At 70.4% G+C, this 15,393-nt stretch carries 13 protein-coding genes, 5 tRNA genes and 1 pseudogene; 15 read left to right on the forward strand and 4 right to left on the reverse strand.

The window, feature by feature from the left end; translation table 11 throughout:
- Both AB0447_RS19885 and AB0447_RS19890 read right to left on the reverse strand, forming a co-directional pair.
- Nucleotides 1-102: roadblock/LC7 domain-containing protein (locus AB0447_RS19885; RefSeq protein ID WP_360880323.1), on the reverse strand; the 102-nt coding region annotated here is incomplete at its 3' end.
- The gene (locus AB0447_RS19890) at nucleotides 103-3,876 is read right to left on the reverse strand and encodes a nitrate- and nitrite sensing domain-containing protein (protein ID WP_366478007.1); all 3,774 of its coding nucleotides are present in this window, start codon (nucleotides 3,874-3,876) and stop codon (nucleotides 103-105) included.
- Between the two features lie 539 nt (nucleotides 3,877-4,415).
- Here AB0447_RS19890 and AB0447_RS19895 point away from each other — a divergent pair.
- The 9 genes from AB0447_RS19895 (at nucleotide 4,416) to AB0447_RS19935 (ending at nucleotide 8,316) form a co-directional block, all read left to right on the forward strand.
- Nucleotides 4,416-4,598: a hypothetical protein gene (locus AB0447_RS19895; protein ID WP_366478008.1), complete on the forward strand. Its 183-nt coding sequence runs from the start codon at nucleotides 4,416-4,418 to the stop codon at nucleotides 4,596-4,598.
- An 83-nt stretch (nucleotides 4,599-4,681) separates the two neighbouring features.
- Nucleotides 4,682-5,458, forward strand: a complete 777-nt coding sequence (locus AB0447_RS19900; RefSeq protein WP_366478009.1) for a fumarylacetoacetate hydrolase family protein — start codon at nucleotides 4,682-4,684, stop codon at nucleotides 5,456-5,458.
- Nucleotides 5,451-6,926, forward strand: a complete 1,476-nt coding sequence (gene gltX / locus AB0447_RS19905; RefSeq protein WP_366478010.1) for a glutamate--tRNA ligase — start codon at nucleotides 5,451-5,453, stop codon at nucleotides 6,924-6,926. The genes AB0447_RS19900 and gltX overlap by 8 nt, the downstream gene beginning before the upstream one ends.
- Before the next feature lie 81 nt (nucleotides 6,927-7,007).
- Entirely contained in the window at nucleotides 7,008-7,736 is a 729-nt protein-coding gene (locus tag AB0447_RS19910) for an HAD family hydrolase (RefSeq protein WP_366478011.1), read from the forward strand.
- A gap of 86 nt (nucleotides 7,737-7,822) precedes the next feature.
- Nucleotides 7,823-7,894 (forward strand) — tRNA-Gln (locus AB0447_RS19915).
- Nucleotides 7,895-7,915: 21 nt separating this feature from the next.
- Nucleotides 7,916-7,988: transfer RNA gene (locus AB0447_RS19920), tRNA-Glu, on the forward strand.
- 61 nt (nucleotides 7,989-8,049) lie between these two features.
- A tRNA-Glu gene (locus tag AB0447_RS19925) sits at nucleotides 8,050-8,122 on the forward strand.
- Nucleotides 8,123-8,138: 16 nt separating this feature from the next.
- Nucleotides 8,139-8,210: transfer RNA gene (locus tag AB0447_RS19930), tRNA-Gln, on the forward strand.
- Between the two features lie 33 nt (nucleotides 8,211-8,243).
- Nucleotides 8,244-8,316, forward strand: a tRNA-Glu gene (locus AB0447_RS19935).
- 163 nt (nucleotides 8,317-8,479) lie between these two features.
- On the opposite strand, the gene ndgR is transcribed toward AB0447_RS19935, so the two are convergent.
- Nucleotides 8,480-9,196, reverse strand: coding sequence for an IclR family transcriptional regulator NdgR (ndgR, locus tag AB0447_RS19940; RefSeq protein ID WP_037837458.1), 717 nt, complete (start codon nucleotides 9,194-9,196; stop codon nucleotides 8,480-8,482).
- A 119-nt stretch (nucleotides 9,197-9,315) separates the two neighbouring features.
- Here ndgR and leuC point away from each other — a divergent pair, with 119 nt between their 5' ends.
- The 4 genes from leuC to AB0447_RS19960 all read left to right on the forward strand — a co-directional run bounded on the left by leuC (nucleotide 9,316) and on the right by AB0447_RS19960 (nucleotide 12,532).
- Nucleotides 9,316-10,743, forward strand: a complete 1,428-nt coding sequence (gene leuC / locus AB0447_RS19945; RefSeq protein ID WP_366478012.1) for a 3-isopropylmalate dehydratase large subunit — start codon at nucleotides 9,316-9,318, stop codon at nucleotides 10,741-10,743.
- A 3-nt stretch (nucleotides 10,744-10,746) separates the two neighbouring features.
- Nucleotides 10,747-11,340: a 3-isopropylmalate dehydratase small subunit gene (leuD, locus tag AB0447_RS19950; RefSeq protein ID WP_366478013.1), complete on the forward strand. Its 594-nt coding sequence runs from the start codon at nucleotides 10,747-10,749 to the stop codon at nucleotides 11,338-11,340.
- Nucleotides 11,341-11,477: 137 nt separating this feature from the next.
- On the forward strand, nucleotides 11,478-11,705 hold the full coding sequence (locus AB0447_RS19955) for a hypothetical protein (RefSeq protein WP_366478014.1): 228 nt from the start codon (nucleotides 11,478-11,480) through the stop codon (nucleotides 11,703-11,705).
- 143 nt (nucleotides 11,706-11,848) lie between these two features.
- Nucleotides 11,849-12,532 carry an HU family DNA-binding protein gene (locus AB0447_RS19960; RefSeq protein ID WP_366478015.1) on the forward strand — a complete coding sequence of 228 codons (684 nt, stop codon included), beginning with the start codon at nucleotides 11,849-11,851 and terminating at the stop codon, nucleotides 12,530-12,532.
- 278 nt (nucleotides 12,533-12,810) lie between these two features.
- On the opposite strand, the pseudogene cofC reads toward AB0447_RS19960, so the two are convergent.
- Nucleotides 12,811-13,437: pseudogene (gene cofC / locus AB0447_RS19965) on the reverse strand (2-phospho-L-lactate guanylyltransferase); the annotation flags it as partial.
- Between the two features lie 184 nt (nucleotides 13,438-13,621).
- Here cofC and AB0447_RS19970 point away from each other — a divergent pair.
- Together AB0447_RS19970 and AB0447_RS19975 are read left to right on the forward strand one after the other, a co-directional pair.
- Nucleotides 13,622-14,374, forward strand: coding sequence for a lysophospholipid acyltransferase family protein (locus AB0447_RS19970; RefSeq protein ID WP_366478016.1), 753 nt, complete (start codon nucleotides 13,622-13,624; stop codon nucleotides 14,372-14,374).
- The gene (locus AB0447_RS19975; protein ID WP_366478017.1) at nucleotides 14,371-15,381 is read left to right on the forward strand and encodes an NAD(P)H-dependent glycerol-3-phosphate dehydrogenase; all 1,011 of its coding nucleotides are present in this window, start codon (nucleotides 14,371-14,373) and stop codon (nucleotides 15,379-15,381) included. The genes AB0447_RS19970 and AB0447_RS19975 overlap by 4 nt, the downstream gene beginning before the upstream one ends.
- Nucleotides 15,382-15,393: the final 12 nt, after the last annotated feature.

Genomic DNA, 15,393 nt, shown 5'->3' on the forward strand with positions numbered 1-15,393 from the left:
GTCGGCGGAGACCACCACCGTGTGGGACACCCCGGGGGTGTTGTCCACGAAGTTGGTGATCAACCAGTTCAGGTTCTGCGCCGCCTGGCTCATCGAACTCAACTATCGCTCCTGCTGGTAAGTGGGGTCGACGTGGTAACTGCCGGTCGCCGGGCCGCTGTTGCCGGCCTGTCGACCCTGCTGGATACCCCGACGGAGGTTGGTGAGACGGCCGCGCACATCGTCCGGCGCACGCGAGACCTGCGGTCCCGCCTGGGCGTCGGCCTGCTGCTGGGCGGTACCGGCCACGAGGTTCGCTCGCGGCACCCGGCGGGGCAGACCCGAAGTGGTCACACCGCCGGCCGCGGGCTGGCGCACGCGCTCGGCCTGCCGCATCAGCTCGTCGTTCGGCGAGGACCGCCAGCTCACCGTCGGCGTGGCGCCGGTGGTCTGGGCGGCGGGCTCGGCAGCCCGCTCCTGGCCGCGCTGCGGCAGCGGCTGCTGCCGGTCCTGCGCCGGCCGCGGAGCCGGAGCACCCTGCTGCGGCTGCTGGGGTGCGGACGGTCCCTGCGCCGGGGGCTGCGGCTCGCCGCCGCCCTCCTGCCGGAACCAGTTCGACTCCAGGGTGTCGAAGATGGGGCTGCGGCCGTCACCGTGGCTCGGGGCCGGCGGCAGCGCCTCCGGCTGGTGGGCCTGCGGCAGGCGCGGAGCATCGGCCCGCGGTGCCGGTACGGGCGTGTGGGGCGCCTGCGTACCGGGCTGGGCCGTGTTGCCGTACGAGCCGACACCGGGGCCGCCGGCCCGCGGGGTCGCGACGTCCGGCCGGGCGAACTGGCCGGTGCTGCCGTTGCCCTGACCGAGGTCGGGGCGGGCGAACTGGCCGGTGGCCGCCGGGTCCAGCGGGCCGCGCACGTCCGGGCGCTCGAACTGGCCCGTGGTGCTGTTGCCCTGCGGGAGCGGGGCGTTGAAGTCGGGTCGGGGGAACTCGGCCGTGGAACCGGGGCCGGTCAGCTCGTCGTGACCGCGGGGTACGTCCGGGCCGCCGCGGCGGGCCTGGTCGGCACCCCAGCTGGTGGCCGGCGGCAGCCCTGCGGGGCCGCCTCCGGCGCCCGGAAGCTCCGGACGCGGCGCGCCGCCCCGCGGGGGCAGCTGCGGACGGGGGCCACGGGCCGGGGCCGGAGCCTGCGGCGCCGCGGGGGACTGCTGCTGCGGTGCGGCCTGCCCGGGGGCCGGAGCCTGCGGCCGCTCGAAGCCGTTGCCCTGCGGGAAGCCGGCGGGGCCGCCCGCGGACGGAGCCGGCACCGGACGGGCCTGCGGGCCGCCGGACGGGGCGTTCCCGGCGTTACCGCCGAAGCCGCCGCGACCCTGGTTGCCCGGAAGCTGCTGGCCGCCGGCCGGGCCGCGGCCCTGCACCGGACCGCCGGCCCCGAAGGCGTTCTGGCCCTGGCCGCCGGGAGCACCCGGACCGCCCTGGCTGCCGGGACCGCCCTGCGGCCCGGAGTTCTGCGGGCGCCCGCCCTGCTGGCCGTCCCGGCCGGGCAGCGCGGCGCGCTGGGCCCCGCCCTGAACCTGGCCGCGCTGCGGACCGGCACCCACCGGCTGGCGTCCGGGCCCACCGGGCACCGAAGCCTGCGCACCGGGACCGCCCGGCTGCCCACCGGGGCCGCCGGGACCGCCCTGGCCGCCGGGGCCGGGCTTGCGGCCGCCCTGGGCGACGTCCACGGGAAGCATGACGAGGGCGGTCGTACCGCCGGAGTCGGAGGGACGCAGCTGGATCCGGATGCCGTGTCGCAGGGACAGGCGGCCGACCACGAACAGGCCCATGCGGCGGGAGACCGAGACGTCCACGGTCGGCGGCGCCGCGAGCCGCTCGTTGATCGCGGCCAGGTCCTCGGGGGACAGGCCGATGCCGGTGTCGTGGATCTCGACCAGCACCCGGCCGTCCGGCAGCGCGTGACCGGTGACCTTGACCTTGGTCTGCGGGGAGGAGAACGAGGTCGCGTTCTCCAGCAGCTCGGCGAGCAGGTGCACGAGGTCGTTGACGACCCGGCCGGCCACTTCGGTCGAGGGGACCGACGCCAGCTCGATGCGCTCGTACTGCTCCACCTCGGACGCGGCGGCACGGAGGACGTCGACCAGCGGGACCGGCCGGGTCCACCGGCGGCCCGGCTCCTCGCCCGCGAGGACGAGGAGGTTTTCGCCGTTCCGGCGCATACGGGTCGCGAGGTGGTCGAGCTTGAAGAGGGAGGACAGCTGGTCCGGGTCGGCCTCGCGGGACTCCAGCTCGGAGATCAGCGAGAGCTGGCGCTGGATGAGACCCTGCGAACGGCGCGAGAGGTTGGTGAACATCGCGTTGACGTTGCCCCGGAGGAGGGCCTGCTCGGCGGCGAGGCGGACGGCCTCGCGGTGCACGTCGTCGAAGGCCGCGGCCACCTGGCCGATCTCGTCGCGCGAGTGCACACCGACCGACTCCACGGAGGTGTCCACGTCCTGCGGGTCGGACTCGGACAGCTGCTTGACGAGCTCGGGCAGCCGGTCCTGGGCGACCCGGGTCGCGGTGTCCTGGAGCCGCCGCAGCGAACGGATCATGGACCGGGCCATGATGAAGGCGCCGACCAGCGAGACACCGAGGACGAGCAGGATCAGCGCACCGTTGATGAGGGCGTCCTGCTGGGCCTCGTTCTTGAGCTCGCGGGCCTTCTGTTCCATCTCCTCGAGCAGCGTGAGCTCGATGGTCTTCATGGCCTGGATCTTGTTGTCGTCCGAGTCGTACCAGTCACGCCAGGACCGGTTCTTCTCCTTGCCGATCTGACCCTGGTTCCTCAGCACCCGGCCGGCGTAGCTGTCGGCCGAGGCGATCTCGGCGTTGCCCTCGCCCAGCGGCTGCAGCAGTTCTTCGGCCTTGCCCTGGTAGACCAGGGCGAAGGTGTTCATCGCCTGTTCGTAGTTGCGGTACGCCGAGTAGGCGTAGAGCCGGTCGTTCTCCTGCAGGTTGCCCGGGAGGGAGGGGTCCTGGGGGAGCGCCGCGGCGATCATCGCGCGCTGGATGGAGGCGTACTCCTTGGCGGAGGAGAACGACGCCAGCGCACGGGTGCGCTTGATCATCTCGGGGCTGGAGGTGGCCTGCGCCATGTCCTGGGAGAGTGACAGCAGCGAGACGATCAGGCCGTTGTACTGGGAGACGGTCTGCTGGGAGCCGTTCTTGTACGCGTCCTTGCGGACGTCCTGCAGCCCGTCGATCTGCCGGCTGATCTGCAGGACGTTGCTGCGGATCGACTTGAGGGTCTCGTCCTTGTCCTCTTGCTCGTCGATGCTGTCCGTGGCGGCGGCGAAGGCGGCGGTGGCGGAGTCGGTCTGCTCACGGATCGTCTCGACCTCGCTGGCGACCTTCTTGTTGCTGAGCGGACCGGCCGACAGGTCGCGCTCCTCCTGGAGCGCGGAGGCCAGGTTGGTGGCCTGCCGGGTCATGGTCGTCAGCAGCTGCATGTGCTCCAGCTGCTCGATCTCGTTGAGCGAGTCGTTGATTCGTACGGCGCCCAGCGTGGTGGCGGCGACGACGGGCAGGGTCAGCAGCGACAGCAGTCGCGTGCTGATGCGCCAGTTCTGCAGGGCGAGACGGGAGCCGGGCCCACTGGGGGCCTTCGGTATCGCCTGGTCCTGTACGAGCGACTCGTCGGCAGCGGCTCCGGCCTTGCCGGCCTTGCCCGCCTTCGCGGGCTTGGCTGCCTTGGCCTTCCTGCCCTTGCCCTTCGCCGCGTCGGCGGCAGAGGCAGTGCGGACACCTTCGGCGCCCGGCCCGCGGTTCTGGGCGTGCTGGGGCGAGGAGCCACGGTCGGTCCCGCCGCGCGGCTCCTGCTCCGCCGCAGCGCTGCCATCCCTCTTGAAACGTCCCTGCACTAGCGTCGCAACCTCTGGACCAGGCGTCCCACCGGGCGAGCGGTGGGACGGTGTCGAGTTCTGGGGCACCGGTCGGCCCCTTGGTGGTCGTCGGTGACCGCGCGTCTCTCGTTGATTTCCGTCGATTCCCGCGGCGGTCCCGCGAATTCCAGCACAGTGGGGGATCTCCAACAAGGTGCGTGGGCCCGGCCGGAGAGTCGGTCACGGCTCGTGTCAGCCGAACTACGGGCTGTGGACACGTTTTATGGATGAATCGGACTTTGATTCCGGAATCGCCGAGGCCCGTCGGGTGTCCCAGTAAAGATGATCAGGAGCGGAATGGAGCATTCAGTGGCGCAATGTCCGTTTCCGCGGGGCCATGTGACTAGCCGTTATGTCCATAATGCCCGGTCGCTCGTGAGCAAACTCACATACCCGTGGCCATTACTTACCGGTTCTCGCGGGGATTCAGATGTTTAGCCTTGCCCTTTACAGCGATGGCACATCCGACAACCGGCGCCCGAGGGCACCCCACTCACCGACGAGGGTCAAAGACTCCGATGAAGACGACCATGATGTTCCGCAACATAGCCAACCCCCGCCGCACCACCCTCGCGCACCTCAAGGACGCCGAGGAGCTGCAGGCGGTCGAGGCCCCGGAGCACGCGGTCGAGCTGCCGACCCAGACCGCCAACCCCCGGCGCACCGTCCTGATGACCGCCCCCGTCGCCGCCGCGCAGTAATCGGCGCAGGACGGGCCCCTCGACCGCGTTAGCCTGGACACGCAGACTCCAGCCAGCGGAAACAAGAGGGGCAGGCGCGACCCTTGCGCATCGCCAGATTCTCGATCGACGGAAATGTCGCCTTCGGCGCCGTGGAGGGCACCGCCCCCGACGAACTCGTCCTCGACATCATCAAGGGCATCCCGTTCGCGGACTTCGAGCTCTCCGGCACGAAGGTTCCGCTGAGCAAGGTCCGGCTGCTGCCGCCCGTGCTCCCGAACAAGGTCGTGGCCATCGGCCGCAACTACGCGGAGCACGCGGCGGAGCTCGGCAATGAAGTGCCGGACGCCCCCATCACCTTCTTCAAGCCCTCCACCTCGGTGGTCGGCCCGGGTGACCCCATCACCTACCCGTCCTTCTCCCAGGACCTCCACCACGAGGCCGAGCTCGCCGTGGTCATCGGCCGCATGTGCCGCGAGGTCCCGCGCGAGCGCGTCAAGGACGTCATCCTCGGGTACACCTGCGCCAACGACGTCACCGCGCGCGACGTCCAGCAGCGCGAGAAGCAGTGGGCCCGGGCCAAGGGCTTCGACAGCGCCTGCCCGCTCGGACCCTGGATCGAGACCGAGCTCGACCCGGCCGACCTGGCGATCGAGTGCACGGTCAACGGCGAACAGCGGCAGCTCGGCCGCACCAGCCAGATGGTCCGCTCCATCGAGGACCTGATCGTCCACATCACCGAGGCCATGACGCTGCTCCCGGGCGACGTCGTCCTCACGGGGACCCCGGCCGGAGTCGGCCCCCTCAACGTCGGCGACGAGGTCGCCGTCACCATCGAAGGTATCGGCACTCTCGCCAACAAGGTGATCAAGCGTGGCTAACGCGAACGTCCGCGTACGTTTCTGTCCCTCGCCGACCGGCAACCCCCACGTGGGTCTGGTCCGCACGGCCCTGTTCAACTGGGCCTTCGCCCGCCACCACGGCGGCACGTTCGTCTTCCGCATCGAGGACACCGACGCTGCGCGCGACTCCGAGGAGTCGTACGACCAGCTGCTGGACTCGCTGCGCTGGCTCGGCTTCACCTGGGACGAGGGCCCCGAGGTGGGCGGCCCGCACGCCCCGTACCGCCAGTCCCAGCGGATGGACATCTACGCGGACGTCGCCCAGCGCCTGCTCGACGGCGGCTACGCCTACCGCTGCTACTGCACCGCCGAGGAGCTCGACGAGCGCCGCGAGCTCGCCCGCCGCGAGGGCCGGCCGTCCGGCTACGACGGCATGTGCCGCGTCGTGACCGACGAGCAGCGCGCCGTGTACGAGGCGGAGGGCCGGACCTCCATCGTCCGCTTCCGCATGCCCGACGAGCCGATCACCTTCACCGACCTGGTCCGCGGCGAGCTGACCTTCACCCCGGAGAACGTGCCCGACTACGGCATCCTGCGGGCCAACGGCGCGCCGCTGTACACGCTCGTCAACCCCGTCGACGACGCGCTCATGGAGATCACGCACGTACTGCGCGGCGAGGACCTGCTGTCCTCCACCCCCCGCCAGATCGCCCTCTACAAGGCGCTGATGGAGCTGGGCGTCGCCACCGGCATCCCCTCCTTCGGCCACCTGCCGTACGTGATGGGCGAGGGCAACAAGAAGCTCTCCAAGCGCGACCCGGAGTCCTCGCTCAACCTGTACCGCGAGCGCGGCTTCCTGCCCGAGGGCCTGCTGAACTACCTCTCCCTCCTGGGCTGGTCCTTCTCCGCGGACCAGGACCTGTTCTCCATCGACGAGATGGTCGCGAAGTTCGAGATCTCGGACGTCAACGCCAACCCGGCCCGCTTCGACCTGAAGAAGTGCGAGTCGATCAACGCCGAGCACATCCGCCGGCTCGACCCGAAGGCCTTCGCGGAGGCCTGCACCCCGTGGCTGAAGGCCCCGCACGCCCCCTGGGCGCCGGAGGACTTCGACCAGGCGGCCTGGGAGGCCATCGCCCCGCACGCCCAGACCCGGCTGACCGTCCTGTCGGACATCACGGCCAACGTCGACTTCCTGTTCCTGCCGGAGCCGGTCTTCGACCAGCCGTCCTGGGACAAGGCGATGAAGGGCGACCCGGCGGCGTTGCTGGCCACCGCCCGGGAGAACCTCGCCGCGGCCGACTGGTCGGACCCGGAGTCCCTCAAGCAGGCGGTCCTCACCGCCGGCGAGACCCACGGCCTGAAGCTGGGCAAGGCCCAGGCCCCGGTCCGGGTGGCCGTCACCGGCCGCACGGTCGGCCTCCCGCTGTTCGAGTCCCTGGAGATCCTGGGCAAGGACAAGACCCTCGCCCGCATCGACGCGGCCCTGTCGAAGCTCGCGGCCTGAGCCGTACCGCAGCGTCCCCGCAGGGGGCGGTTCCCGGAATTTTCCGGCGACCGCCCCCTGCGGCGTTGTAGCGTTGATCACATGCCGATCCGCGCCGTGGTCTGGGACATCGACGACACCCTGTTCGACTACACCGGGGCCGACACCGCCGGGCTGGTGCGGTGGCTGGAGGAGCAGGGGCTGGCCGGGTTGTACGACTCGCCCGGGGTGGCGCTGGTGCAGTGGCGGGAGGCCACGGAGCGGCACTGGGCGCGGTTCGCGGTCGGCGAGGTGTCCTTCCAGGCGCAGCGGTGGGACCGGGTGCGGGACTTCCTGGGCCGGCCCGGAATGGCCGACGACGAGGCCGATGCGTGGTTCGGGCGGTACCTGGAGCATTACGAGGCGGCCTGGGCGCTGTTCCCCGACGTGCTGCCCGCCCTGGACGCCCTCGCCGGCACCCACCGGCACGGGGTGCTCTCCAATTCGAGCCTGGCCAACCAGGACCGCAAACTGCGCAGCCTCGGGCTGCGCAGTCGCTTCGAGGTGCTGCTGTGCGCCGCCGAGCTCGGTCTCAGCAAGCCCGAGGCCGGGGCCTTCCTGGCCGTCTGCACGGCGATGGGCCTGGAGCCGGGCGAGGTCGTGTACGTCGGGGACCAGCCGGAGATCGATGCCCGCGGGGCCAGGGACGCCGGGCTGGTGGCGGTCTGGCTGGACCGGGACGGCAACCGCGGCCCCGCACCGGAGGGCGTGCACCGGATCCCGGGTCTCGAACAGCTCCCGGAGCTGCTGGCCGGTGATACCCGTTTTGGAGCACGGTCAGGCATCCGGTAATGTTCTTTCTGCGCCGCCGGAGCGGGCCGAAAGGCCGGGACGGAGGCGCCGCCCGAACAAACCCCCTCCAGGGGGTTGAGTTTTGGTGGGGTATGGTGTAATTGGCAGCACGAGTGATTCTGGTTCACTTAGTCTAGGTTCGAGTCCTGGTACCCCAGCGCAGTGCGTTTGCAGTGCTTGCCCCCGTTGTGTAGCGGCCTAGCACGCCGCCCTCTCAAGGCGGTAGCGCCGGTTCGAATCCGGTCGGGGGTACAGATCCTTCCCGCGAGATCTCCAGGGTCGCACCCGGACGTCTCGATGCAGGATCGCTAGGGCCCCCGTTGTGTAGCGGCCTAGCACGCCGCCCTCTCAAGGCGGTAGCGCCGGTTCGAATCCGGTCGGGGGTACTGGTCTAAACCACCATGGGCTATGGTGTAATTGGCAGCACGAGTGATTCTGGTTCATTTAGTCTAGGTTCGAGTCCTGGTAGCCCAGCGCAGTCGAGATCCTTTCGATCTGCAACAGCAAGCCCCCGTTGTGTAGCGGCCTAGCACGCCGCCCTCTCAAGGCGGTAGCGCCGGTTCGAATCCGGTCGGGGGTACGCACAGGAGAAGCCCTCCGCGACATGGTCGCGGGGGGCTTCTTCGTTTCCCGGGCCGGCCGTGAGGCATGCAAGTACGGGCCCGGAGGCGCGAGTTCGGACGTGTGCGGCGTCGTACGCGCCCCCGGACCCGGAAAGTGGACGGGGGGAAAGGACCGGAAGGTCAGCCGGAGCGGCGCAGGGCCTCGCTCAGGCGGGCGGCCGCGTCGATGACCGCCTGGGCGTGCATCCGGCCCGGGTGGCGGGTCAGCCGCTCGATCGGCCCGGAGACCGAGACGGCCGCCACCACGCGGTTCGAGGGGCCGCGCACCGGCGCCGAGACGGAGGCCACGCCGGGCTCCCGCTCGCCGATCGACTGGGCCCAGCCGCGGCGCCGTACGCCCGACAGGGCCGTCGCCGTGAAGCGCGCGCCCTGCAGACCCCGGTGGAGCCGCTCCGGCTCCTCCCAGGCCATCAGGATCTGCGCGGCCGAGCCGGCCTTCATCGGGAGCGTGGAGCCCACCGGGACGGTGTCCCGGAGGCCGGAGAGCCGCTCGGCGGCCGCCACGCAGATACGCATGTCGCCCTGCCGGCGGTAGAGCTGCGCGCTCTCCCCGGTCACGTCCCGGAGGTGCGTGAGCACCGGTCCCGCCGTGGCCAGCAGGCGGTCCTCGCCGGCCGCGGCGGCGAGCTCCGCCAGCCGCGGACCGAGGATGAACCGGCCCTGCATGTCCCTCGCCACCATCCGGTGGTGTTCCAGTGCCACGGCAAGGCGATGTGCCGTGGGTCGTGCGAGCCCTGTCGCCGCGACCAGCCCGGCGAGGGTGGCCGGACCGGACTCCAGTGCGCTCAATACCAGAGCTGCCTTGTCGAGAACGCCGACGCCGCTAGAGTTGTCCATGAAACGATATTCACGTCTCACACTGTGAAACGCAAGTTCAATTTTTCCAAGAACCAGCGAGTCTGTATGTACGGGTCCACGAACCACGGGGTCCGGGACGGTGAGCCGGAGGGAAAGCGATGGGTAGGACACTCGCGGAGAAGGTCTGGGACGACCATGTCGTCCGGCGCGCCGAGGGCGAGCCCGACCTCCTCTTCATTGATCTGCACCTGCTGCACGAGGTGACCAGCCCGCAGGCCTTCGAGGGCCTGCGCCAGGCCGGCCGCAAGGTCCGACGCCTCGACCTCACCATCGCGACCGAGGACCACAACACCCCCACCATCGACATCGACAAGCCGATCGCGGACCCGGTCTCCCGGGCCCAGCTGGAGACGCTGCGCCGCAACTGCGCGGAGTTCGGTGTCCGGCTGCACTCGCTGGGTGACGTCGAGCAGGGTGTCGTCCACGTGGTGGGACCGCAGCTGGGCCTGACCCAGCCGGGCACCACCGTGGTCTGCGGCGACTCCCACACCTCCACACACGGCGCCTTCGGTGCGCTGGCCTTCGGCATCGGCACCAGCCAGGTCGAGCACGTGCTGGCCACCCAGACGCTGCCGCTGGCCCGCCCCAAGACCATGGCGATCACGGTCACCGGCGAGCTGGCCGAGGGCGTCACCGCCAAGGACCTGATCCTGGCGATCATCGCCAAGATCGGCACCGGTGGCGGCCAGGGCTACATCCTGGAGTACCGCGGCGAGGCCATCGAGAAGCTCTCGATGGAAGCCCGGATGACCATCTGCAACATGTCGATCGAGGCCGGCGCCCGCGCGGGCATGATCGCCCCCGACCAGACCACCTTCGACTACCTGGAAGGGCGCGACCACGCCCCCACGGGCGCGGAGTGGGACGCGGCGGTCTCCTACTGGAAGACCCTGCGCACCGACGAGGACGCGGTCTTCGACGCCGAGGTCGTCATCGACGGCGCCGCACTGTCCCCGTTCGTCACCTGGGGCACCAACCCGGGCCAGGGCGCGCCGCTGTCGGCCAACGTCCCCGACCCGGCTTCGTACGAGGACGCTTCGGAGCGCCTGGCCGCCGAAAAGGCCCTGGAATACATGGGGTTGACGGCCGGACAGCCGCTGCGCGAGATCAAGGTCGACACCGTCTTCGTAGGTTCCTGCACCAACGGCCGCATCGAGGACCTGCGCGCCGTCGCCGGCATCGTCGAGGGCCGCAAGGTCGCCGAGGGCGTCCGCATGCTGGTCGTCCCCGGCTCGGTACGGGTGGCCCTCCAGGCCGTCGAGGAGGGCCTGGACAAGGTCTTCAAGGAGGCCGGCGCCGAATGGCGGCACGCGGGCTGTTCGATGTGCCTGGGCATGAACCCCGACCAACTGGCCCCCGGCGAGCGCTCCGCGTCCACCTCCAACCGCAACTTCGAGGGCCGGCAGGGCAAGGGGGGACGCACCCACCTGGTCTCCCCGCAGGTGGCGGCAGCCACCGCGGTCCTGGGCCACCTGGCCTCGCCCGCCGACCTGACCGAAGCCACCGCGACGACCGCCGGAGTCTGAACCATGGAAGCCTTCACCACCCACACCGGCCGGGCCGTCCCGCTGCGCCGCAGCAATGTCGACACCGACCAGATCATCCCGGCCCACTGGCTGAAGAAGATCACCCGCGACGGGTTCGAGGACGGGCTCTTCGAGGCCTGGCGCAAGGACCCCGAGTTCGTCACGAACCGCCCGGAGCGCCAGGGTGCGACCGTGCTGGTCGCCGGCCCCGACTTCGGCACCGGCTCCTCCCGCGAACACGCCGTCTGGGCGCTCCAGAACTTCGGCTTCAAAACCGTCATCTCCTCGCGCTTCGCCGACATCTTCCGGGGCAACTCGCTGAAGAACGGTCTGCTGACCGTGGTGCTGCCGCAGGAGACCGTCGACCGGCTGTGGGAGCTGACCGAGGCCGACCCGGCCGCCGAGATCACGGTGGACCTGGTCGACCGACAGGTCCGCGCGGCAGGCGTCGAGGCCGAGTTCGAGCTCGACGACAACGCCCGCTGGCGTCTGCTGGAGGGCCTGGACGACATCTCGCTCACCCTTCAGAACGAAGCGGACATCGCCACGTACGAAAGCACCCGGCCGTCCTTCAAGCCCCGCACGATTCAGGCCTGATTCCAGCCTGATCAGGGCTTATTCGCCCCCGGGTGATCACCCGACCGACACTGTGCCCCCCGCCTTCCGGCGGGGGGCACAGCCGTTTGTTGAGGCCCCGTGAGGCGACAACTCGCCCCAGATGGCACAATCTGTGCATGGAACGCGACAGTCAACTCGAGCTCTACGAACTCGTCGCGGACCGGCTGAAAGAAGCACACGCAAAGGTGCGCTCACTGCAAGTCCCGGAGGGCGTAAGGATGACGCTGACCCGGAAGCTGTTGGTCGTCACGGCCGCGGCGAAGCACGATCTCGCCGATGCGGCAAGGCGCCTGGACAGGTTGATGAAGGACCTCGACGAGGGTCGATTCCCTGAAGGCGACTGATGCGAAGGAACTCCGCAACGACCTACAGCGTTGCGGCACTAGGGTGATTAGCCCGTTTCGTGTTTGATTTGCGGTATATATCCGCCTAACGTGCGAAATAGCTTGAACACATTCGTTCTGGCGATGTCTCCGAAGGGGAAGACGTGAACAAGGCGCAGCTCGTAGAAGCGATTGCCGACAAGCTCGGCGGCCGCCAGCAGGCCGCGGACGCCGTCGATGCGGTACTCGACGCGATGGTCCGCGCGGTGGTCGCGGGCGACCGGGTCTCGGTCACGGGCTTCGGCTCGTTCGAGAAGGTCGACCGTCCGGCCCGTTACGCCCGCAACCCGCAGACGGGTGAGCGCGTCCGGGTCAAGAAGACCTCGGTTCCGCGCTTCCGTGCGGGCCAGGGCTTCAAGGACCTGGTCAGCGGCACCAAGAAGCTCCCCAAGGGTGATGAGGTCGCGGTCAAGAAGGCGCCCAAGGGCAGCCTGACCGGCGGCGCTTCCGCCACGGTCAAGAAGGCGGCGGCCAAGAAGGCCACCACCGCCAAGAAGGCCGCGGTCAAGAAGGCCACGACGGCGGCGGCGGCGAAGAAGACCACCGCGGCCAAGAAGGCCACCGTGAAGAAGACCACCGCAGCCGCGAAGAAGACGACGACGGCGGCGGCGGCGAAGAAGACCACGGCGACCGCCAAGAAGACGGCCGCCAAGACCACCGCGGCGGCCAAGAAGACCACCGCCAAGAAGACCGCGCCGGCCAAGAAGGCCACCGCGAAGAAGGCGCCCGCCAAGAAGACGACGGCGCGCAAGACCACCGCGAAGAAGACCACTGCCCGCAAGAAGTAAGGGCTTCCGTCACACACGCCGGGCGGGTCTCCCTCACCCAGGGAGACCCGCCCGCGGTGCGTTCGCGCAGTTCAGAAGGTCTGCAGCGTGATGAGGGTGATGCGCAGGGCGCTGCCCTCGCCGTCCGTCTCGATCCGCACCCGCTGCCCCGGACGCAGCAGTCGCAGGCCGCCCGCCTCGAAGGCCGGCGCCTCGAAGGGCACCGGAGTGCCGTCGTCCAGCAGCACACTGCCGCTGTGGGTCTGTTCGTCGTACGTGTACGCGGTTGCCTGCATACCCGCACTGTATCGGGCCGTGTGACGGCCCAGTCCGAGGGCGGCGGCCGCCATCAGGTCCGCCCCCGTGTCCACGTCCCGGCGCACGCTGTCGACGTCCGCGAGTGCGATTTCCACCGCTCCCGAAGCCGAATGCCGGGCCCGCGACGGCCCGCCGAACGAGGGGGCCAATTCCACGTCCGGAGCAGCCGAAAGCAGCGTCGTTCCGATTCCTGCCGCATCCGCCAGAAATGCCCGGGGAAATTCCTCCGCGCTTTCGAGCACGCGTAGCAATTCCAATGGCCGCAGGGCCGGAAGATCCGCGTTCATCGCCGCCACCGCAGCACCCGGCCGGGCCGCCCGGACCGCCCCCGCCCCATGGGCCAGCGCCGCGTTGAGTCCGGCTCCCGGAGCGTCCGGCACGATCCGCGCGCCCAGCCGCGCCAGTTCCGCCCCCGCCCGCCGGTCATCCGTGACGACCACCACATCCCGGACGGACGCGCAGGCCAGCGCCGCGGCCACGGTGTCCTGCGCAAATGCCAGCGCGAGCCCGGGCCGGTCCGGTCCGGCCGCCGCCGCCAGGCGGCTCTTGGCCACCCCCAGCGGCTTCAGCGGCACCACCAGGCTCCAGACGCCGTTGCCGGCCCCCACACCCCTTCACCCGCCCCTCGCTCGGTATTCCCCCCGGCCATTGTCACCTTCGTCCCGGCAGCCCGGGGGACCGGTGCCGTGAGCGGGGCGTACGGTGTTCTCGACAGAGACCGGACCTGGGGCGACACTTGTCCGGCCGACCAGGTGCCCCACCACCGCACCGGTCCTAGAGGAAGGTGTCCGAGTGTCCCGCCGCAGAATCGGCTTCTGGTACCGCCTGGCGGCGGCCATCGCCAAACCGCCGCTGGTAGTGCTGTTCAAGCGGGACTGGCGGGGAATGGAGCACATTCCGGCCGAGGGCGGATTCATCACCGCCGTCAATCACAACTCGTATCTGGACCCGCTGTCGTACGCGCACTACCAGTACAACACCGGCCGGGTTCCCCGATTGCTGGCCAAGGCCGCGCTCTTCAAGGCGCCCATAGTCGGATCGATCCTGCACGGCACCGGCCAGATCCCCGTCTACCGCGAGACCACCAACGCCCTGGACGCATTCCGGGCCGCCGTGGACGCCATCGAGCGCGGGGAATGCGTGGCCTTTTACCCCGAGGGCACCCTCACCCGGGATCCCGACCAGTGGCCCATGCAGGGCAAGACCGGTGCCGCCCGGGTCGCCCTGATGACCAAGGCGCCCGTCATCCCGGTGGCCCAGTGGGGCGCCAATCTCGCGATGCCGCCGTACGCCAAGGAGAACAAGCTGCGGCTGTTCCCCCGCAAGACCCTCCGGGTCCTCGCCGGAGCGCCCGTCGACCTCTCCGAGTTCTACGACCGCGAACCCACCCCGGAGGTCCTCAAGGAGGCCACCGAGGTCATCATGGCGGCCATCACCGCCCTGCTGGAGGAACTGCGCGGCGAGAAGGCCCCCGCGCAGCCGTACGACCACCGCAAGGCGCGGGCGGAACAGCGGCGCAAGGCCGCAGGGGAGGGCACGAAGTGACACGTCCGGTCAAGGCAGCCGTCTTCGCGGCGGGCTCCTGGGGAACCGCCTTCGGCATGGTGCTGGCCGACGCCGGCTGCGAGGTGACCCTCTGGCACCGGCGCCCGGAGCTGGTCGACGCCATCAACACCGGCCGCACCAACCCGGACTACCTGCCCGGCATCGAACTGCCCGGGAACCTGCGCGCCACCGGCGACGCGGCCGAGGCCGCCCGGGACGCCGACTTCACCGTGCTGTCGATCCCCTCCCAGACCCTGCGCGGCAACCTCGCCGAATGGGCCCCGCTGCTGGCCCCCGACACCGTCCTCGTCTCCCTGATGAAGGGCATCGAACTCGGCACCGCCAAGCGGATGAGCGAGGTCATCGAGGAGGTCGCCAAGGTGCCGGCCGAGCGCGTCGCCGTGGTCACCGGCCCCAACCTGGCCCGCGAGATCGCCGCCCGGCAGCCCGCCGCCTCCGTCGTCGCCTGCGTGGACGAGAGCGTGGCGCGCCGCCTCCAGGCCGCCTGCCACACCCCGTACTTCCGCCCGTACACCAACACCGACGTGGTCGGCTGCGAGCTCGGCGGCGCCGTCAAGAACGTCATCGGCCTCGCCGTCGGCATCGCAGACGGCATGGGACTCGGCGACAACACCAAGGGCTCCCTGATCACCCGCGGCCTCGCCGAAACGACCCGGCTGGGCCTGGCGATGGGCGCGGAACCGCTCACCTTCTCCGGCCTCGCCGGCCTCGGCGACCTGGTGGCCACCTGCTCCTCGCCGCTCTCCCGGAACCACACCTTCGGCACCAACCTGGGCCGCGGGATGACCCTGGAGGAGACCATCGCGGTCACCAAGCAGACCGCCGAGGGGGTCAAGTCCTGCCAGTCGGTGGCCGATCTGGCCCGCCGGCACGGGGTCGACATGCCGATCACCGACACGGTCGTCGACATCGTCCACCACGGCAAGCCGCCGCTGGTCGCGCTCAAGGAGCTGATGGGACGCAGCGCCAAACCGGAACGGAGCTGACACCTTTCCGGA

The sequence above is a fragment of the Streptomyces sp. NPDC051211 genome (assembly GCF_040689505.1).
GTDB lineage: Bacteria > Actinomycetota > Actinomycetes > Streptomycetales > Streptomycetaceae > Streptomyces.